The 18,911-nt window shown below is 68.8% G+C and carries 19 protein-coding genes; 7 read left to right on the plus strand and 12 right to left on the minus strand.

Annotated features, from left to right (window positions below; translation table 11 throughout):
• From AC5I49_RS07405 to AC5I49_RS07435, 7 genes are all read right to left on the minus strand, one after another.
• Positions 1-141: NAD(P)-binding domain-containing protein (locus tag AC5I49_RS07405; protein ID WP_495789174.1), on the minus strand; the 141-nt coding region annotated here is incomplete at its 3' end.
• Entirely contained in the window at positions 138-1,118 is a 981-nt protein-coding gene (denD, locus tag AC5I49_RS07410; protein WP_495789121.1) for a D-erythronate dehydrogenase, read from the minus strand. The genes denD and AC5I49_RS07405, both read right to left, overlap by 4 nt.
• Positions 1,119-1,161: 43 nt before the next feature.
• On the minus strand, positions 1,162-2,493 hold the full coding sequence (locus tag AC5I49_RS07415; RefSeq protein WP_495789122.1) for an MFS transporter: 1,332 nt from the start codon (positions 2,491-2,493) through the stop codon (positions 1,162-1,164).
• A gap of 114 nt (positions 2,494-2,607) precedes the next feature.
• Positions 2,608-3,246 (minus strand): 3-oxo-tetronate 4-phosphate decarboxylase, encoded by a 639-nt coding sequence (otnC, locus tag AC5I49_RS07420; RefSeq protein WP_034363092.1) that lies wholly within the window; start codon positions 3,244-3,246, stop codon positions 2,608-2,610.
• Positions 3,247-3,392: 146 nt separating this feature from the next.
• Entirely contained in the window at positions 3,393-4,160 is a 768-nt protein-coding gene (locus AC5I49_RS07425) for a FadR/GntR family transcriptional regulator (protein ID WP_016445234.1), read from the minus strand.
• 112 nt (positions 4,161-4,272) lie between these two features.
• Positions 4,273-4,899, minus strand: coding sequence for a phage tail protein (locus AC5I49_RS07430; RefSeq protein ID WP_495789123.1), 627 nt, complete (start codon positions 4,897-4,899; stop codon positions 4,273-4,275).
• A 35-nt stretch (positions 4,900-4,934) separates the two neighbouring features.
• Positions 4,935-5,435, minus strand: coding sequence for a DUF7151 family protein (locus AC5I49_RS07435; RefSeq protein ID WP_016445236.1), 501 nt, complete (start codon positions 5,433-5,435; stop codon positions 4,935-4,937).
• A gap of 916 nt (positions 5,436-6,351) precedes the next feature.
• Between AC5I49_RS07435 and cobT the strand changes: the two genes are divergently transcribed.
• Positions 6,352-7,458 carry a nicotinate-nucleotide--dimethylbenzimidazole phosphoribosyltransferase gene (gene cobT / locus AC5I49_RS07440; protein ID WP_212646011.1) on the plus strand — a complete coding sequence of 369 codons (1,107 nt, stop codon included), beginning with the start codon at positions 6,352-6,354 and terminating at the stop codon, positions 7,456-7,458.
• A 20-nt stretch (positions 7,459-7,478) separates the two neighbouring features.
• On the opposite strand, the gene pdxR is transcribed toward cobT, so the two are convergent.
• Positions 7,479-8,942, minus strand: coding sequence for a MocR-like pyridoxine biosynthesis transcription factor PdxR (pdxR, locus tag AC5I49_RS07445; protein WP_495789124.1), 1,464 nt, complete (start codon positions 8,940-8,942; stop codon positions 7,479-7,481).
• Positions 8,943-9,047: 105 nt separating this feature from the next.
• On the opposite strand from pdxR, the gene AC5I49_RS07450 reads away from it, so the two are divergent.
• Entirely contained in the window at positions 9,048-9,794 is a 747-nt protein-coding gene (locus AC5I49_RS07450) for a GNAT family N-acetyltransferase (protein ID WP_392406860.1), read from the plus strand.
• Here the strand turns inward: AC5I49_RS07450 and AC5I49_RS07455 are convergent.
• The gene (locus AC5I49_RS07455; RefSeq protein WP_174538880.1) at positions 9,770-10,675 is read right to left on the minus strand and encodes a LysR family transcriptional regulator; all 906 of its coding nucleotides are present in this window, start codon (positions 10,673-10,675) and stop codon (positions 9,770-9,772) included. The genes AC5I49_RS07450 and AC5I49_RS07455 overlap by 25 nt on opposite strands.
• A 143-nt stretch (positions 10,676-10,818) precedes the next feature.
• On the opposite strand from AC5I49_RS07455, the gene AC5I49_RS07460 reads away from it, so the two are divergent.
• Positions 10,819-11,826, plus strand: coding sequence for a tripartite tricarboxylate transporter substrate binding protein (locus AC5I49_RS07460; protein WP_495789125.1), 1,008 nt, complete (start codon positions 10,819-10,821; stop codon positions 11,824-11,826).
• A 12-nt stretch (positions 11,827-11,838) separates the two neighbouring features.
• On the opposite strand, the gene AC5I49_RS07465 is transcribed toward AC5I49_RS07460, so the two are convergent.
• Positions 11,839-12,702 (minus strand): helix-turn-helix transcriptional regulator, encoded by an 864-nt coding sequence (locus tag AC5I49_RS07465; RefSeq protein WP_422388061.1) that lies wholly within the window; start codon positions 12,700-12,702, stop codon positions 11,839-11,841.
• 106 nt (positions 12,703-12,808) lie between these two features.
• On the opposite strand from AC5I49_RS07465, the gene AC5I49_RS07470 reads away from it, so the two are divergent.
• Both AC5I49_RS07470 and AC5I49_RS07475 read left to right on the plus strand, forming a co-directional pair.
• A complete protein-coding gene (locus AC5I49_RS07470) occupies positions 12,809-13,297 on the plus strand; it encodes a DUF3237 domain-containing protein (protein WP_495789126.1) in 489 nt (162 codons plus the stop codon).
• 46 nt (positions 13,298-13,343) lie between these two features.
• Complete coding sequence (locus AC5I49_RS07475; protein ID WP_047474072.1) at positions 13,344-14,351, plus strand: Bug family tripartite tricarboxylate transporter substrate binding protein; 1,008 nt, start codon at positions 13,344-13,346, stop codon at positions 14,349-14,351.
• A 3-nt stretch (positions 14,352-14,354) separates the two neighbouring features.
• Here AC5I49_RS07475 and nth read toward each other — a convergent pair whose 3' ends face one another.
• Positions 14,355-15,008 carry an endonuclease III gene (gene nth, locus AC5I49_RS07480; RefSeq protein ID WP_017406542.1) on the minus strand — a complete coding sequence of 218 codons (654 nt, stop codon included), beginning with the start codon at positions 15,006-15,008 and terminating at the stop codon, positions 14,355-14,357.
• A gap of 210 nt (positions 15,009-15,218) precedes the next feature.
• On the opposite strand from nth, the gene AC5I49_RS07485 reads away from it, so the two are divergent.
• Positions 15,219-16,289, plus strand: coding sequence for a PDDEXK nuclease domain-containing protein (locus AC5I49_RS07485; RefSeq protein WP_016445246.1), 1,071 nt, complete (start codon positions 15,219-15,221; stop codon positions 16,287-16,289).
• 62 nt (positions 16,290-16,351) lie between these two features.
• On the opposite strand, the gene AC5I49_RS07490 is transcribed toward AC5I49_RS07485, so the two are convergent.
• Positions 16,352-17,260, minus strand: a complete 909-nt coding sequence (locus AC5I49_RS07490; RefSeq protein WP_016445247.1) for a LysR family transcriptional regulator — start codon at positions 17,258-17,260, stop codon at positions 16,352-16,354.
• Positions 17,261-17,376: 116 nt separating this feature from the next.
• Between AC5I49_RS07490 and AC5I49_RS07495 the strand changes: the two genes are divergently transcribed.
• Positions 17,377-18,864: an amidase gene (locus AC5I49_RS07495; RefSeq protein ID WP_310038960.1), complete on the plus strand. Its 1,488-nt coding sequence runs from the start codon at positions 17,377-17,379 to the stop codon at positions 18,862-18,864.
• Positions 18,865-18,911 lie beyond the last annotated feature (47 nt).

An 18,911-nucleotide genomic window follows, 5' to 3' on the forward strand; every position in this document is an offset into this window, starting at 1 on the left:
GGCCTCGGGGCGGATGTCGTGGACATGCACGTGGTGCCCGGCGCGGCGCAGGCTTTGCGCCATGCCGGCGCCCATGGCGCCCAGGCCGATCACGCCGACGGCGCGTGCTGCGGGCTGTGGTGTGGAGGTGTCGTTGCTCATGGCTTGGCCGGTGTCAGGTCATCGGCGATGTAGGCGCGCACGATGGCCGCAAAGTCCTCGTCGCCGCGCAGGCCCAGCCGGTTGGCGCGCGCGGTATCCCAGCGGCCGGGCCAGCTGCCGACGATGCGCTCGACCTTGTCGTCGGGCTGCCAGCTCACGCGGTTGGCCACTTCGTCGCCAGCCACTTCACGCAGCGCGCGCACCATGTCGCCCGCGCTGACGGACACGCCGGGCAGGTTGATGGGCCGGCGGTCGGCGACGGCACTGGCATCGAGTTCGCAGCCTGCGACCAGGGCCTCGACGGCGCGGCGCGGGGACAGCAGCCACAGGCGCGTGGTGGCACCCACGGGGCAGTTGGCCGCGTCGCCGTTGAGGGGCTCGCGGATGATGCCGCTGGCAAACGACGAGGCGGCCGCATTGGGCCGGCCCGGGCGCACGCTGATGGTGGGCAGGCGCAGCACGCGGCCGTCGACAAAGCCGCGCCGCGTGTAGTCGGCCAGCAGCAGCTCGGCAATGGCTTTTTGCGTGCCGTAGGAGGACTGCGGGTTCAGGGCCGTGCCGTCCAGCACGGTGTCGGGCAGGTCGCCCCCGTAGACGGCCACCGAGCTGGTGAAGACCACGCGCGGCATGTGGCCCACGGTGCGGCAGGTCTCCAGCAGGGCGCGCGAGGCATCGAGGTTGATGCGCATGCCCAGGTCGAAGTCGGCCTCGGCCTGGCCGCTGACCACGGCGGCCAGATGGAAGATCACGGCCGTGTCCTGGTCTATGGCGCCGCGCAGCACCTGCGGGTCGGCAATGTCGCCCACCAGGGAGCGCACGCGCGTGTCGTCAATGGCGTGGGGGGCCACCACGTCGAGCAGGTCGATCTGGTGGATGGGCCAGCGAATGCCGGCCAGCGTCAGCGCACCCTGTTCGAGCAGCTTGCGGGCCAGGCGCTGGCCCAGGAATCCGGCGCCGCCGGTGATCAGTACTTTCATGTGTCTTGGGGCTTGGAGCTTGAAGGATGGGAAGAAGGGCCGGTCAGCGGTTGACCATCTTTGCGGGGGTGAGCCAGACCGCGAGGGCGCCCACCACGAGCACCCCCGCCAGCACGAACATGCCGGCCTGCGTGGACTGGGTCAGGTCCTTGAGGTAGCCGATCATGTAAGGGCTGGCGAAGCCCGCGAGGTTGCCGACCGAGTTGACGATGGCAATGCCCGCCGCCGCTGCCGTGCCCGACAGGAAGGCCGTGGGCAGCGACCAGAACAGCGGCGCGCAGGTCAGCACGCCGGCTGCGGCCAGCGACAGGAAGATCAGGGAAAGAACGGTGTTGTCGGCGAAGAAGGCCGTCATCGCAAAGCCCACGGCGCCCATCAGCGCGGGCACGATCAGGTGCCAGCGGCGCTCGCGGCGCTTGTCGGCGCTGTGGCCCATGAGGTTCATCACCACGATGGCGCACAGGAAGGGGATGGCACTGAGCAGGCCGATGTTCAGCGCGCCCGTGACGCCCGTGGACTTGATCAGCGTGGGCATCCAGAAGGTCAGCCCGTACTGGCCGGCGACGAAGGCGAAGTAGATCAGGCACATCCACCAGACGCGGCGGTCGGCGAAAACGGCCTTGAGCGAATGCTTCTGGGCACCTGAGTGCCGCTGGTCCAGCTCGATCTCGCGCGCCAGCAGCTGCTTTTCGGAGGCCGTCAGCCACTTGGCGCTGGAGATGCCGTTGTCCAGATAGAAGATGGTCACCACGCCGATCACCAGGGCGGGGATGGCCTCGATCAGGAACATCCACTGCCAGCCGTGCAGGCCATGGTCGCCGTGGAAGGCCTGCATGATCCAGCCCGACAGCGGGTTGCCGAAGATGCCGGCCACGGGGATGGCCGACATGAACAGCGCCACGATCTTGGCGCGCCGGTAGGCCGGGTACCAGTAGGTCAGGTACAGGATCACGCCGGGGTAGAAGCCCGCCTCGGCCAGGCCCAGCAGAAAGCGCAGGATGTAGAAGCCCGTGGGCGTTTCCACATACATGAACATGGCCGACAGAATGCCCCAGGTGATCATGATGCGGGCGATCCAGACGCGCGCGCCCAGGCGGTGCATGAGCAGGTTGCTGGGCACCTCGAAGAGGAAGTAGCCGATGAAGAACACGCCTGCGCCCAGGCCGAACACGGTCTCGCTGAAGCCCAGGTCCTGGGACATCTGCAGCTTGGCAAAGCCCACGTTCACGCGGTCCAGGTAGGCGATCACATAGCACAGCATCAGGAACGGCACGAGGCGCCAGAACACCTTGGCGTAGGCGCGCGCCGTCTCTGCAGAGTCGGTCTGGGCAGGGTGGGCCCCGGCCTGGCCGGATGCGATATCCGTTGTCGTCATTTCAAGTCTCCCTTGGGTTCGCCGCTTGATTCGCCGCTTGGTGCGCCGCCTGGCGGCTGCGCGGCTGTGGATGGGCTGGGTGGTGGAATGCGGCCGTGGGCGCCGCTGTGCAAATCAGTAGCGCGCCCCGAAGGTGGTGCGCAGCTCGTCGATGGCGGCCGCGTCCAGGGGCTGCGGCCGGGGATGGGTCATGAGCCAGAGCCTTGCGGTTTCCTCCAGCTCTTCCAGCACATGGCTGGCCTGCTCCACCGAGCGTTCCCAGACCACGGGGCCCAGGCGCTCGAACAGGGCGCCGCGCACCTGGCCGGCCAGCGCGGCCACCTCGGCGGCGGCCTGCGGATCGCCGGGCCGGCGGTAGCGGATCAGCGGGATGCGGCCCACCTTCATGACCTGGTAGGGGGTGATGGGCGGCAGTACCTCGTCCTCGCGCCAGACGCCGGACAGCGTCAGCGCCACCAGATGCGTGGAATGCGTGTGGATGACGGCGCGCGCCTCGCCGTCATTGCCGTAGATGCCCCGATGCAGGACCAGGGTCTTGGAAGGCTTGGCGCCGCTGACCCAATGCCCGCCGGCATCGACCTTGGACAGCTCTGCCGGGTCGAGCCGGCCCAGGCAGGCGTCGGTGGGGGTGATCAGCCAGCCGTCATGCAGGCGCGCGCTGATGTTGCCGGCAGCGCCGACGGTGTAGCCCCGCTGGTAGAGGCTGGCGCCGGTGGCGCAGATCTGCTCGCGGATGCGGGATTCGTCGCTCATGGGTGAACGCCCAGGCAAAGGCCGGGTGTGCCTGGTGCAAAAAGAGATGTGACTGATATTGTCATCAGGTCATCATACAAATTTTGCGCAAAAACCCAAACAAGGTGAAAACCCTTGGCCATGCGCCAAGGGGTGGTTTCGGAGGTTCAGGGCTTGGCGGCCAGGATGTCGCGGGCCAGGCGTTCGCCGTCCTGCTCCCAGAAGCTGGCGTCGGCGCGGTGGATGCGGTCTATGGCGTTGCCCATGTGCGTGGCGGCGGCCTTGCGCGCGGCCTTGGGGTCGCCGGCCTCGATGGCCAGCACGATGCTGTGGTGCTCGCGTTCCACGGCCTTGCCGAAGTCCTCGCGCCGCGCCTCGTTGGCGCGCGTGATGCGCATGGCACCGCGCAGGAACTGCGACAGGTAGTCCAGCGTGCTGATGAGGAACGGGTTGCCCGAGGCCTGGGCAATGGCGCGGTGAAACGCCATGTCTTCCTCCACGCCGTCACGGCCCAGCCGCACGGCCTCGGCCAGGGCGCTCTCCGCATCGTGGATGCGCTGCATATCCTCTTCGCTGCGCCGCCGCGCCGCGAGTTCGGCCACCTCGGTCTCCAGTGCGCGGCGCACCTCGGTGATCTGGATCAGCGCATTCCTGCCAGCCGCCGGCAGGCCTTCGAAGTCCAGTGGCTCTATGCCTGCCGCCTTCACGAACACGCCGCTGCCCTGGCGCGATTCCACCAGGTTGCGCGACTTGAGCTGGGACACCGCCTCGCGCACCACGGTGCGGCTGACCTCGAGCTGCTGCACGAGCTCGGCCTCGGTCGGCAGCTTCTGCCCCGGCTGCAGGTTGCCGGCGCGGATGCGCGCCTCCAGCTGCCGGGCAACCTGGTCCGCAAGCTTGAGACCGGGCTGAATGGCAGAGAAGGAAACCGTCATGGAGGGAGTGGGGGGCTGGGGAGACACGTGTGGCAGCGATTGTCTCAGAACGGCCAGGGCTTCAGCGCCGGGGAGTGTGGTGACGCCTGGGCGCTGTCTTTCGGCCAAGCCTTCAGTCCCGGGGAGGAAAAATCCCGTTCAGGACAATGCACCATTGCATGCTCAGGAATGGATCGCGTATGGGAACAGGTTGGTTGTTCCCTGTGACTCCGACCGATGTGGTACTGCTCAGCGAGGTATCGGCTGTACCGCCCTCCCGGTAGATGCCTGCGTTCTGGGCTTGAGCCAGCATCCTGTTTGGGCCCGGCGTGGAATGGGTTGCCCCTTGGGTGCTGGCGGGCATGTTCGAGACGGTATGCGTGTGCGCGGGCAACTGGGACGGTGTGAGTGTCAGCTGTTCTCTGCCGCCGGCCTCTCCCAAGACGAAGGAGGAAAGTCCGGGGGCGCCGCCTGTGCCGATGGGAACGCGTCCGCGCAGGTCGGGAAGCTGGAAGTTGTTGACGCCATTGCCGCCATACGTCGTGCCAAGTATCGAAAACAAGGCGGCGTTCTGGTTGATGGGAAGGGTCTGACCCGCCGCTGGAGCCGTGTTGCTGGGGCAGAAGTTGCCGCTGAACAGAAAGAGCTCTCCTATGTAGGCTTCAGGCGCGGCATGGGCCGTCGGAATGAGGGGGGTGGAAAAGGCGAAGGCCAGCGCGAGGGCGGTTTTGCGCAGGAAGGGAGTGGAAGGCAGGGGCATGGCGAAATCCTGTGGGTCTGTGCACAAAGGCTGTATCAACGGGCGAGCATGAAGCAGATGCGGTCCAGCGTCTCCTGTTCAGGGTCCACCCAGCCGGGGGTCAGAACGATGCCGGCGAACGGGTCCCCCGTTGCCGCGATGGCCACGGCCCGGCCCTTGTTGGTGCGACTGTCCAGCAGCAGGGTGTAGCTGCCCGGGGCTACGGCGGGGTTGAAGGCGATCGTGAAGGGGCCGCTCGCGCCATTGCGTGCTGCTGCATAGCCTTCACCACTGCGGATAACGGCCTTGGTGGCGTCGCCCGGATCGGGTGCAACGCAGCCGTGGCGCACTTCGGCCAGACCTGTGACACCACCCATGCCCGTCGGTCCCATGGGACCCTGCGGGCCCACCGAGCCTTGGAGGCCGTTGCATACATAGCTGGTGCTGGTGATCTCTGCTGCATCCAGTACGCCGTTGCGGTTGGTATCCAGGCCCTGGGTGATGCGCTGACCGCCAGTGGCACAGGTGGCGCCAGCAGCTTCTACCTGGGTCACCATCAGGGATTCCCGGCCATCGGTGCCCGCCGCGCCGACCGCTCCCGGGCTACCTGGCGCGCCTGCCGCGCCTGTAGTGCCGGCAGGTCCGGTGGCACCGGCAGGGCCGGTAGCGCCCGTGGCTCCCGTAGCGCCGGCCGGTCCGGTGGCACCGGCGGGGCCTGTGGCGCCGGCAGCACCTGCCGGTCCTGTAGCGCCGGTAGGGCCTGCGTCGCCCCTGGGTCCTTGCGCGCCCTGCGTGGAGGCGGGATCGCAACGGCCCAGACTGCCGCTGGCGTCATGGCATACGTGGCTGGTGGATGTGGCGGGTGTGCCTGGCAGCCCGGGCAGTTGCACCTCTCCTGTGGGCTGTACGCGCAGTGCCGGGGTGTTGGGTGTGGAGTAGATGATCACGCCGCCACCCGCGGGGGGCGTGAGGCTGATGTCCGCTGCCCTGGCAGGACCGGCAAGCAGGGCGAGGACGGCGGTGGTGGCAAGGGCCACCGGACCGGCCGAAGTGGGGGGCAGTGGCCGACGGACAAAAAGAGGGGAAGGCATTTGACGGATGGCTCCTGTCGGCTAGGCCTCCGGCAGGGGCGCGGTACTTGGCGGCGCTGCCAGGGCTGTCCGGGTGTGCGAGGTGACCTGGCCTGATGTTGCGCAGGTCCAGGGCAAGATGATGGGTAAGGTGGCTGGATTGGTACCGATTCTGCGAAATTGTGGATTTTTGCAAAATCACTGAAACTTGGTAAATTGAAATTGACTATTTGCCAGGACTGTGGTTTTCCAGTGCAGCCTGGCAATGGTCCGTTGCTGCTTGCATGGGCGCAATGCAGGTTTGCTGCTGTTGCAAGCCGCGTCTGCAGGATTCTTGCGGGCCTGCGCGGCGCGCGATACTTGCGCTTTTGCCATCTGCCTTGCCGGGCCGAGCCCTTTTTCCATGCGAACCCCCACTACCGACTCTGCGGCCGCCGTGCCCGCCATCGCCTCGCTGGCCGATGCCGCCTTCACCCAGCGCGTGCAGCACGCCATAGACCACAAGACCAAGCCGCTGGGCGCACTGGGGCGGCTGGAGCAGCTGGCGCTGCGCATTGCCTGCATCCTGGGTCAGGACAGGCCGGTGCTGCAGCAGCCGCAGATGCTGGTGTTTGCGGCCGACCATGGGCTGGCTGCGCGCGGCGTGTCGGCCTATCCGGTGGATGTGACCTGGCAGATGGTCGAGAACTTCATGGCCGGCGGCGCCGCCGTCAGCGTGCTGGCGCGCCAGCATGGGCTGGCGCTGAACGTGGTGGACTGCGGCGTGGCACGCGACTTTCCCGCGCGCGAGCAGGACCCTGACGACAAGCTTCCCCAGCCCGGCCAGCCGCGCCTGTGGCGCCGCAAGCTGGGCTACGGCACGCGCGACTGCAGCCAGGGCCCGGCCATGACGGCCACCGAATGCGCCATGGCCCTGCGCAACGGCGCGGCCCTGGTGCGCCAGTTGCCGGGCAATGCGCTGCTGCTGGGCGAGATGGGCATTGGCAATACCTCCAGCGCATCCTTGCTGCTGGCGCGGCTGTGCGGCGAACCGCTGGCCGAGGTCACGGGCGCTGGCACCGGCCTGGATGCGGCCGGGCTGGCCCGCAAGATCGGGGTGCTGCAGGAGGTGCTGCAGCTGCACGCCCAGGCCACGGAACCGCTGGACGCGCTGGCGGCCATGGGCGGCTTCGAGGTTGCCACCATGGTGGGCGCCGTGCTGCAGGCCGCCGCCGAGCGGCGCGTCATCGTGGTCGATGGCTTCATCACCACGGCCGCCGTGCTGGTGGCCAGCCGCCTGCAGCCGGCCGTGCTGGAGCGCTGCGTTTTCTCGCACCGCTCGGGCGAGCCCGGCCATGTGCGCATGCTGGCCCACCTGGGTGCCGAGCCGCTGCTGGACTGGCAACTGCGCCTGGGCGAAGGCTCGGGCGCGGCCCTGGCCTGGCCGCTGCTGGTGTCGGCCTGCGCCATGCTGGGCGAGATGGCCAGCTTTGCGCAGGCCGGGGTGAGCACGCGCTCGGAGGAGGCATAGCCGCTGGAGCCGCGCCGCGGCTAGCGCGGTAACGCAGCTGCCGCCAGCTTGCCCAGCCGCCTGACCAGCGCGCCGAAGCGCGCGGCATCGGTGTTGCCATAGCCGATCACCAGGCCGTTGTCCTGGGGCAGCGGTGCCAGGGCGAAGGACGACAGGGCGCCCGGGTTCATGCCGGCGCGCCGCGCCTGCTCCACGATGGCACGGTCGGACAGGTCCGGCGGCAGCCGCACCGTCAGGTGCAGGCCGCCGTGGCCGCCCAGCACCTCATGCTCCACGCCCAGTTGCGTGGCCAGCGCCTCGCGCAGGGCCGCCTGGCGCTCGCGGTACAGGCGCCGCATGCGGCCCAGGTGGCGCGAGAACTGGCCGCTTTCCATGAAGTCCGCCATGGCCAGCTGCTCCAGGCGGTGGCCGCCGCGCAGCATCTCCTGCACGGCGGATGCCGCGCTGGTGGCCAGGGCCTGCGGAAGCACCACAAAGCCCAGGCGCAGTGCCGGGAACATGGTCTTGCTGAAGGTGCCCACGTAGAGCACGGGCGCGTCCGGCACCTGGCCCTGCATGGCGGCGATGGGCGTGCCCTGGTGGCGGAATTCGCTGTCGTAGTCGTCCTCGATGATCCAGGCCCCCGCGCGGTGCGACCGCTCCAGCAGGTCCAGCCGGCGCGCCACCGACAGCACGGCGCCCGTGGGATATTGGTGCGACGGCGTGATCTGGATCAACCGTGGAGGATGGCTGTCCCACAGGCCGGGGGCGATGGCTGCGCCATCGGCATCCACGCGCAGTGTGCTGACGCACAGGTCTCCTCCCGCAAAGGCCGCCTTGGCGCCCCGGTAGCCGGGCTCCTCCAGCCAGGCATGGTCGCCCGGGTTGGTGAGCAGTTGCACGCACAGGTCCAGCGCACCCTGGGCGCCTTCGGTGACGATGATGCGCGAGGCATCGCAGCGCACGCCGCGCGAGATGCGCAGGTGCTGCGCAATGGCCTGGCGCAGTGCGGGCTCACCCGCAGGGTCGCCATAGTCCAGCGTGGCGCTGGCGGGAAGGCGCAATGCGCGGTCCTGCGAACGGCGCCAGGCGGGCAGGGGGAACCTGTCCAGGGCGGGCGTGCCCGGTGTCAGCGGCAGGCTGCGGTCAATGGCATGGCGCGTGGGCACGATGCGGTCCAGGCGCCGTGCCGTGCGGGGTACGCAGGGGGGCGCGGCGGCGGCCTCGGCGGCTGCCGCGGAATGGGTGGACACAGCCGCCACGCGCGTGCCCTGCCGGTCGGCGACCACATAGCCTTCGGCCGCCAGTTGCTCGTAGGCGATGAGCACGGTGTTGCGCGAGACTCCCAGATCCTCCGACAGGGCGCGCGAGGCCGGCAGGCGGTCGCCGGCCGGCAGCCGGCCCGCCAGGATGGCCTGCTTCAGGCGCTGGATCAGCTGGCGCTGGCGGGGAGCCGCTCCAGGGCCGGATTGCAAGGGACTGGTCAGCAGGTCGGAAGCGTGCATGCAATGGACGGCGTGGCACCATGAAATAAGGGGGATATGGTGCTTTCAATGATGCCACGCTGGCGCTATCGTGGCCCTGCCAAATGACCTGACCAGGAATCTCCCATGCCCCCCGCACTCAATGCCCACTCCCAACCCGTAGGCCACGACCTGCCCGGATGGACCCCGCGCCAGCGCCCGCCCCGCACGCCCATGCAAGGCCGCTACTGCCGGCTGGAGCCGCTGTCCGCCGCGCGCCATGCAGCCGATCTGTTCGATGCCTTCAGCCAGGCGCCGGACGCCAGCGACTGGACATACATGTCGGTGGGCCCCTTCGCCGACGCCCAGGCCTATCTGCGCTTTGCCGAGGCCGCCCAGGCCAGCGAAGACCCGCTGCACCACGCCGTCATCGACCTGGCCACGGGCCGTGCCATCGGCTCGCTGGCGCTGATGCGCGTGGACACGGCCAGCGGCGTGATGGAAGTGGGCTTTGTCTGCTACTCGCGCCAGCTCAAGCGCACGCGTGCGGCCACCGAGGCGCAGTTCCTGCTGATGCAGCGCGCCTTCGACGAGCTGGGCTACCGCCGCTACGAGTGGAAGTGCGACAGCCTGAATGCGCCGTCGCGTGCCGCAGCGGCGCGCCTGGGCTTCCGGTTCGAGGGGGTGTTCCGCCAGGCCGTGGTCTACAAGGGCCGCAGCCGCGACACGGCCTGGTTCTCCATCATCGACAGCGAATGGCCGGCGCTGCGCGCGGCCTACCAGCGCTGGCTGGAGCCGGGCAACTTCGATGCGGGCGGCGGGCAGGTTCTTTCGCTGTCCAGCCTGATGGAGCCGGGAGCGCAGCCGGCTCAGGAGCCTGCCGGCGTGGCGTAGTAGGCCTGCAGCACCTCGATCAGGGCCTGCGCATGGCGCGGCAGCCGGCCCTGGTCGCGCACGAGGATGCGGCGCTCGCGCACGCTCCAGGCATCGGTCAGCTCGATCAGTGCCAGCCGCATGCTGTCGCTGTTGCGCCGTGCGGCGCTCTCGGGAACGATGCCGATTCCCACGCCGGCGCCGATCATGCGGCACATGGCGTCGAAGCTGGACAGCTGAATGCGCAGCTTCATGGGCTTGCCCAGGCGCTCGGTCACACCTGCCAGAAATGTCTGCAGCGTGCTGCCCTGCTGCATGCCGATGGCGTCCTCGTCCAGCGTCTCGGCAAACGCAATGCGCTTGCGCCGCGCAAAGCGGTGGCCGCGCGGCGTGGCCAGCACCAGCCGGTCGGTGCTGAAGTGGATGGTCTGCAGGCCCAGCGTGTCCACCTGGCCGGCCACGATGCCCAGGTCGGCCCGGCCGTCGAGCACGCCGCGCGCGATCTCGGCGTTGGGCCGCTCCTGCAGGTCCACGTTCACGCGCGGGTGGTCGGCAAGAAAGGCGGGCAGGATCTCGGGCAGGAAATCGGTGACAGCCGTGGTGTTGGCAAACACCCGCACATGGCCGCGCAGGCCGGCGCCGTACTCCTGCAGGTCGTGGCGCAGCTGCTCGGACTGCAGCAGCATGCCGCGCGCGTGGTGCAGGAAGGCTTCGCCGGCCGGCGTGGGCCGTACGCCTCGCGCCTCGCGGTACAGCAGGGGCATGCCCGCCTGCTCCTCCAGCGCCTTGATGCGCAGGCTGGCTGCGGCCAGGGACAGGTGCTGCCTTTGCGAGGCGCGCGTGAGGCTGCCCAGTTCGGCGGCATGCACGAACAGGCGCAGGTCCGTCAGGTCGAAGTGCATGAGGGGCATGAAGGGCGAAGAGGGCATGGGCGGGGTCAAGGCTTTGTCAATTCCGAAGGCCGGGTCAGGAAATGCGCGATTGTGCGCTGGCCCGGCACGGGCAACCATGCGGGCTTGCGACAAGAACAAATGGAGACATGACCATGCCGGATTCTTCCTTTCCCCTGCCGTCGAGCCTTTTGCGCCGCCGAAGCCTGGTGGCCGCCGCACTCGCATTGCCCCTGCTGGGCCATGCCCAGGCCTGGCCTGCGCGGCCCATCGTGATGATCGTCCCGCAGGCGCCGGGCGGCACCAACGACATCGTGGGCCGGCTGGTCAGCCAGAAGCTGGCCGAGGTGCTGGGCGCCAGCGTGGTGGTCGAGAACCGGCCCGGTGCGGGCGGCAACATCGGCACCCAGGCCGTGGCCAAGGCGCCGCGCGACGGACATACCCTGCTGATGACCATCAGCAGCAGCCAGGCCATCAACCCCGCGCTGTACCGCAAACCGGGTTTCGATCCGGTGAAGGACTTCCGGCCCATCGGCCTGATCGGCTCCGTGCCCAATGTGCTGCTGGCCCATCCCGGCTTTGCGGCCAAATCCGTGCCCGAGCTGATCTCCATGGCCCGGGGCCGGCCCGACGAGTTCCGCTATGCCTCGGCCGGCAACGGCACGCTCAACCATCTGCTGGGCGAGATGCTCAACAGCATGGCGGGCATCCAGCTGCAGCATGTGCCCTACAAGGGCGTGGCGCCCGCGCTCAACGATGTGCTGGGCGGGCAGGTACCGCTGCTGTTCGGCAGCCTGCCGTCAACGCTGCCCCATATCCAGGCCGGCCGGCTGCGCGCGCTGGCCGTGAGCGGCGCGGCGCGATCGCCGCTGCTGCCTGATGTACCCACCATTGGCGAAACGGTGCCCGGCTACAACGGCACGCTGTGGGTAGGGCTGTTTGCTCCTGAAGGCGTGCCCGCGCCGGTGCTGGCGCAGTTGCAGGACGGCATGGCCCGCGCGCTGGCGGCCGGCGATCTGCGCGGCAAGCTCGAAGCCTCCGGCGTGGAGCTGGCCGGCCCGGCCGACAAGCCCGTGTCACCGGACCGGATGGCGGCCCTGCTGCGCGAGGACATCGCCAAGTGGGCGCGCATTGTGAAGGACTCCGGCGCCTCGCTGGACTGAGCCCCGGCCCCTTCAGCCCTGCGGCTCCATGGCCAGCGCGAACAGCTCGCTGCGAAAGTGGATGCCCAGCCGTGCAAATGCGCGGTTACGGTAGGTCTTGACGGTGGGCAGGCTGAGGGACAGGTCGCAGGCAATGCCCTCGTGCGTCATGCCCTGCAGCAGCCGGGCGCAGACATCGAGTTCGCGCGGCGTGAGGCCGGGCTGTGCCTGCAGCAGGCGCATGCGCAGGGCGGGCAATGTCTGGCGCTGTCTGGGCTGGGGGGCTGGGGACGCCGATGCCGCAGCCACGGCAGGCTGCGCCTGCGTCAGCGCGATGTGCTTGTGCGCCAGGGCCAGCAGCACGGGCGCCATGCTCTCGAAGCAGCCGATCTGCGCATCGCCCAGCGCCCTCTGGTGCTGGTGGCGGTAGAAGTTGACGGCAAACACACCGCCGTCGTCCTGGTGCTCGACGATGGACACGCGCTCGGCCATGCCGTGCGCGTCGTAGACCAGGGCGCGGTGCTCGCCTTCCACCTCCTGGGCCGTGATGTGGCACAGCGCCGTGCTGCGTGCCGGGCCGGCGTCGCCGTGGTTCCAGGTGCTGTCGCGCAGATAAGGACCCGAGAGATAGGCCCACCAGCAGTCGCGCGTGGTGTCGCGCGCCTCGCTGCTGGCCGACAGGAACAGCTGCGGCCGGCTGCGCGGGCCCGTGCGGTAGACCGACCAGGAGGCGGCGGGCAGCAGCGGGTTCATGGCCTCCAGCACCTGCCGGGCGAAGCCGGGCTCGCCCAGGCTGGCGACCATGTGGCCGATGGCGTGGCTGGGCGCGTGGCCGGACGCATGGGCGCCCAGGGCGCTGGCGTCAGGGGTGTCGGAGGGGGCGGTCCAGTGTCTCAAGGGATGGCAGGGGCGGGCAGGGCGTTGTCATCTTCCGGGATGACGGCCGGCCCGGGCAATGGTGCTTATGCTAGGTCCCGATTCCATCCTCCGGAGCCCCAGAACCATGCCAGACAACGTGCCGCACCCTGCGGCCCTGCCCGATCCGCGCTTTCGCTTCTTCGCCGACCTGAGTGTGCAGGTGGGCCCGCCGCAGGAGGTCGGTGCCACCGTCCACGGGGGACGCCGGCTGATCCCCATCCTGGGCGGCACGGCCCAGGGCGACGGCTGGAGCGCGCGCGTGCTGCCCGGAGGCGCGGACTTCCAGCGCATCGTGCACGGCGGGCTGGCCGAGCTCGATGCGCGCTATGTGCTGGAGACCGATGCCGGCGACCTGATCTATGTCTGCAACCAGGCGCTGCGCAGCGGCGACCCGGCGCACATGGCAAAGCTGGCGCGCGGCGAGCCCGTGGACCCCGCGCACATCTATTTCCGCTGCGCGCCCCGCATGGAGACGGCCAGCCGGGCGCTGGCCTGGATCAACGAGCGCCTGTTCTTCGGCACCGGCGCGCGCCATCCCGACCGCGTGCAGATGCGCTTTCACGAGCTGCTCTGAGGGGGCCTTCCCCGCTTCGATACCTACAACACAGGAGACACAACACATGAACAACCCTGCATCCAAGGCGCGCCGCGCCGCCGTGGCCTGCACTCTTACCGCTGTGCTGGCCACCGGCCTGGCTCCCTGGGCCGCGGCCAGCGCCCAGCCTGCTTTTCCGAGCAAGCCCGTGCGCCTGCTCGTCGGCTTTCCTGCGGGAACGGGGCCGGACATCGTGGCACGCCTGCTTGCGCAAAAGCTGTCCGAGCAATGGGGCAACCTGGGCGTGGTCGTGGACAACAAGCCGGGCGCTGGCGGCCTCATCGCCGCCAGCGAGGCGGCACGCGCCGTGCCTGACGGCTACACGCTGATGCTGGGCGAGACCGGCCAGCTCAGCATTGCCCCCAACACCTACCAGCGCCTGCCCTACGATCCGCAAAAGGACTTTGTGCCCGTCAGCCAGGTCGTCACCTCCGACTTCGTGCTGCTGGTCAATCCGCAGAAAGTGCCGGCCCGCAATGTGCTCGATTTCGTGGCCTGGGCGCGCCAGCGCAAGGAGCTGTTCATCGCCACCTTCGGCGCCGGCACGCCAGGCCACTTCGGCGCCTTCATGTTCGGCAATGCCGTGCAGCTCAGGCCCGAGCCCGTGCACTACAAGAACACCAACGATGCCCTGGGCGGCCTGTTCAGCGGCGACGTGCAGGCCGTCTTCGCCACGGCGGCCCTGGCCGCGCCCCAGGTCAAGGCCGGCAAGCTCACGGCCCTGGGCAGCACGGGCGCCACGCGCACCCCGTCCATGCCCGATCTGCCGACCATCGGGGAGCAGGGCTATCCGTCACTGCAATTCAATTCCTGGTTCGGCGTGGTCGCGCCCGCGAAGACGCCGCCCGAGATCGTGGCCAGGCTGCAGGCCGACATCGTGCGCGCCCTGCAGCAGCCCGACAGCCGCAGCCGGCTGGAAGAGGCCGGTTTCCGCGTGACGGGCACCACGGGCGACGAACTCGCCCGCATCATGCGCTCCGACACGGTCACCTGGGGCAAGGCCGTGGCGGCCACGGGCTTCAAGGCCGATTGAAGCTCAGCGCTTGCCCGCAGCCGGCGCAGGCGTCTTGGGCGAGTAGTCGCAGTACGGCGCCACCACGCATTCCCAGCAGCGCGGCTTGCGGGCCTGGCAGACATAGCGGCCCAGCAGGATGAGCCAATGGTGCGAGTCCACGGCGTAGGCCGCCGGCACGCGCTTCATGAGCTGCATTTCCACGGCCAGCGGCGTCTTGCCCGGCGCCAGGCCCGTGCGGTTGCCCACGCGGAAGATGTGCGTGTCCACGGCCATGGTGGGCTGGCCAAAGGCGACGTTCAGCACCACGTTGGCCGTCTTGCGGCCCACGCCGGGCAGGGCTTCCAGCTCCTCGCGCGTGCGCGGCACCTGGCCGCCGTGGCGCTCGACCAGGATCTGGCAGGTCTGCATCAGGTGTTTGGCCTTGCTGCGGTACAGGCCGATGGTCTTGATGTAGCCCTCCAGCCCTTCAAGTCCCAGGTCCAGGATGGCCTGGGGCGTATTGGCCACGGGAAACAGCTTGCGCGTGGCCTTGTTCACGCCCACGTCCGTGGCCTGGGCCGAGAGCAGCACGGCAGACAGCAGCTCGAACACGTTGGTGTATTCCAGCTCGGTCTGGGGCGAGGGGTTGGCGGCCTTGAGTGTGGCGAAGAAGGGTTCGATGCTGGTGGTTTTCATTGTGGGAAGGGCGTGTCCATCGATGTGGCGAGCATTGTCGTGCAAGTGTGATTTCTAGGACTGTTCTGGTTTTTGATGTCTGCGAGGGCCAGATCGTCTGGTTATGCCGTTGCGGCGTTGACGTGCTGGGGCCGCATGGCAATAGTGGGCCGGATCGATTCCGCCGACACCACACATACAGACAACACGCCACCAGGAGGGGGCGACCGCATGGCCACTCGCAAGATATCCGTTTCTCCCGCGATCGCGGCGGCGCAGACCCTGCTGGGTGATGTCCGCGACCTGATCGAGGCCGCGCGGCTTCGGGTGGCTTCCACCATCAACAGCGAAATGACCCTGCTGTACTGGCATATCGGCCAGCACATCCATGACTGCGAATCCGAGGTGCGGCAGGCCGGCTGCAGCGACAAGGTCCTGCCCTCCCTGGCCGGGCATCTGGTCCAGGGCTATGGCGGCAGTTTCTCGGAAAAGAACCTGTGGCGCATGGTGCAGTTCTCCACCACCTTTCCTGATGAGCCCCTGGTCATCTCGCCCACGCGGCAGTTGAGCTGGGCGCATTTCATCGCGCTGATTCCGCTCAAGGACGCCCTGCAGCGCGAGTACTACGCCAGCATGGCGAGCATTGAGCGCTGGAGCGCCCGCACGCTGCGCAGCCGCATCGATTCCCGGCTGTACGAGCGCACCGTGCTGTCCTTCGATGCGGACACGCTGGTCGCGCAGGAGCCCACGCAGCGAGCCACCGAGCGCATGTCGCCAGCGCTGTTCATGCGAGACCCCTACATCCTCGACTTCCTGGGGCTGCACGATGCCTGGCAGGAGGGCGACCTGCAGGCGGCCGTCATCCGCGAGATGGAGGCCTTTTTCCTGAAGTCGGGCATGGGCTTCAGCCTGGTGGCGCGACAAAGGCACATGCAGATGGATGACCAGGATTTCCAGCTTGACCTGCTGTTCTACCACCGCAGGCTGCGGCGGCTGGTGGCGGTGGAACTGAAGGTGGGCGAATTCGCGGCCGAGGACAAGGATCGGATGGAGCACTACCTGCGCTGGCTGGATCGGCATGAGCATGAGCCGGGCGAGGATGCGCCGCTGGGCATCATGCTGTGCTCAGGCAACAGCTCGGAGCAGATCGAGCTGCTGGAGCTGGGCCGCGGCGGCGTCCAGATGGCCGAGTATCTGCCCGGCCTGCCTGCTCGCCATGTGCTGGCCCAGCGGCTGCGGGAGGCCACGCGCCGGGCGCAGTGGCACTGGGCACAGTGCCACCTGGAAGTCGGGCAGGGCTGAGCACGGGCCTGGGCCTGCAGTCCATCCCTTCCGTCTTTCTCTGCTTCTTCTACTTCGTCTTCCTACCCGGGAGGCAGCAGCTCCCGCAGATGCTCCACGAAGGCCCGCACTCCCTTGGACAGCGTGCGGCCTGCCAGCGTCTGCAGCTCGATGGCGCGTGCATTCATGCCGCGTTCGCGTATGGGCACCGCATGCAGTTCGCCACGGCGCACGCGCTCGCGCATGGTGACCTCACCACCCAATGACAGGCCGCCGCCATGCAGCACGAAGTGCACCAGGGTCTCGAACTGGCCGCTGACCAGGGCAGGCTCGAACACCAGGCGCCGGTGGCTGCAGGCAATGTCGAACAGCTGGCGCGCGGTGTTGGCGTCCTCGGGCAGGGCAATGGCATGGGGATGCATCTGGGCCAGGGTGATGCTGGCATGCCGGGCCAGTGCGTGGTCGGGCCGCATGATGGCGACCACGGGCGAGACCTGGCGGTGCCAGACCTCGATATCGCGTGCCGCCGCACGGCTGTAGGTCAGGCCGACATCGGCCTCGCCGCCCAGCACGGCCTGGGTCACGGCGGCAGGTGCTTCCACGCGCAGGTGGAACTGCATGCCCGGGTACTGTTCACGAAACAGCGCCATGGCGCGCGGCAGGAATTCGATGGCAAAGCCGCCCGAGCTGCACACGCGCACCACGCCCCGGCGCAGGCCCTGCAGGGCCTCGATATCCGAGACCACGCGGTCGGCCTCCAGCGCACCGCGGCGCGCGTGGGCGGCCAGCAGCTCGCCTGCCGGGCTGGGCGCCATGCCGCGCGGGCGGCGCTCGAACAGCGGCACGCCCAGCATCTCTTCCAGACCGGCGACCTGGCGGCTCACGGCCGAGGGCGAGACGTTGAGCCGCGCGGCGGCATCGCTGACCGAGCCGCTGCGCACCACTTCGAGAAAGTAGCGCAGGGCCGTGTCCTGAAGGCGGTTGGAAAGCATGTGGCTCCCAGTTATGGTTTGCGGAAAACGCAACGATAAGCCGAGAAAATGGCGATTGTCGAAATATTTGCGCCTGCTTATGCTGACTTCGTTCTGTCACGAAAACGAGGAAATCCATGGAGTCAAGCACAAGCGCCGCTGCGCTGCAGCCGGGTCTGGCCACCGGGGGCGGTGCCGTGGTGGAGATGTCGGCCGTCGCGCTGTCCAAGGCCATCCACGGCCGCGAGCTGTCCTGCCTGGAAGTGCTGGATGCCTACTGCGCCCAGATCGACCGGCTCAACCCCGTGGTCAACGCGCTGGTGGCTCCGCTGGACCGGGACTGGCTGCGCGGCCGCTCCCGCGAGCTGGATACGCTGCTGGCGCGCGGCCAGAGCCTGGGGCCGCTGCACGGCTTTCCGCAGGCGCCCAAGGACATCATGCCGGCCGCAGGCATGGTCACGACCAAGGGATCGCCGATCTTCGCGAACCAGCTGTCGCAGGCCGATTGCGTGGTGTTCGAGCGCATGCGCGCAGGCGGTGCGCTCTTCGTGGCACGCAGCAATTCGCCCGAGTTCGGCCTGGGCGGGCATACCTACAACCCGGTCTACGGGACCACGCGCAATGCCTTCGATCCTTCGCGATCGGCAGGCGGCAGCAGCGGCGGGGCGGGCGTGGCCGTGGCGCTGCGCATGCTGCCCGTGGCCGATGGCTCGGACATGATGGGCTCGCTGCGCACGCCGGCCGCCTTCAACCATGTCTACGGACTGCGCACCTCGGTGGGCTGCGTGCCGCATGGCCCCTCGGAAGAGGTGTTCTTCCAGCAGTTCAGCGTCGCCGGTCCCATGGCGCGCGACATCCCCGACCTGGCCCTGCTGCTGTCCGTGCAGGCAGGCTTTGATGCGCGCCTGCCGCTGACGCGCCGCAGCGAGCCGCCCAAAGACTGGACCGCCCAGCTGCAGCGCGACTGCAAGGGCCTGCGCATCGGCTGGCTGGGGGACCTGGGCGGGCACCTGCCCACCGAGCCTGGCCTGCTGCAGACCTGCCGGGCGGCGCTGCAGCATTTCACGGCCGCAGGCTGCACGGTGGAGGAGGCCGTGCCGCAGTTCGATTTCGAGCGCCTGTGGCGCGCCTGGATCGACCTGCGCAGCTTCAGCGTGGCCGGCGCCAACGCCGCCTTGTACAACGATCCGGCCAAACGCGCCCTGCTCAAGCCCGAGGCCGTCTGGGAAATCGAGCGCGGCCTGGCGCTGCCGGCCATGGCCGTCTATGACGCGGCGCGCGTGCGCTCGGCCTGGTATGAAACATTGCGCCGCCTGTTCGACAGCTACGACTTTCTGGTGCTGCCCTCCGCCCAGGTCTTTCCCTTCGACGCAGCGCTGGACTGGCCTCACGCCGTGGACGGCCGCGAGATGGACACCTACCACCGCTGGATGCAGACCGTGGTGCCTGCCACCATGGCCGGCCTTCCGGCCCTGGCCGCGCCTGCGGGCTTCGGGCCGCAGGGCTTGCCTGCCGGGCTGCAGATCATCGGCCCGGCGCAGGCCGACCTGGCCGTACTGCAGATCGGCCATGCCTATGACCAGGCCAGCGGCTTGTCGCGCGTGCGCAGCCCGCTGCTCGACTGAAGACTGACGACTGAATTGCCGCATTGAGCTTGTTCCCAGGTTCCCGT

The sequence above is a fragment of the Delftia sp. genome, assembly GCF_059499305.1.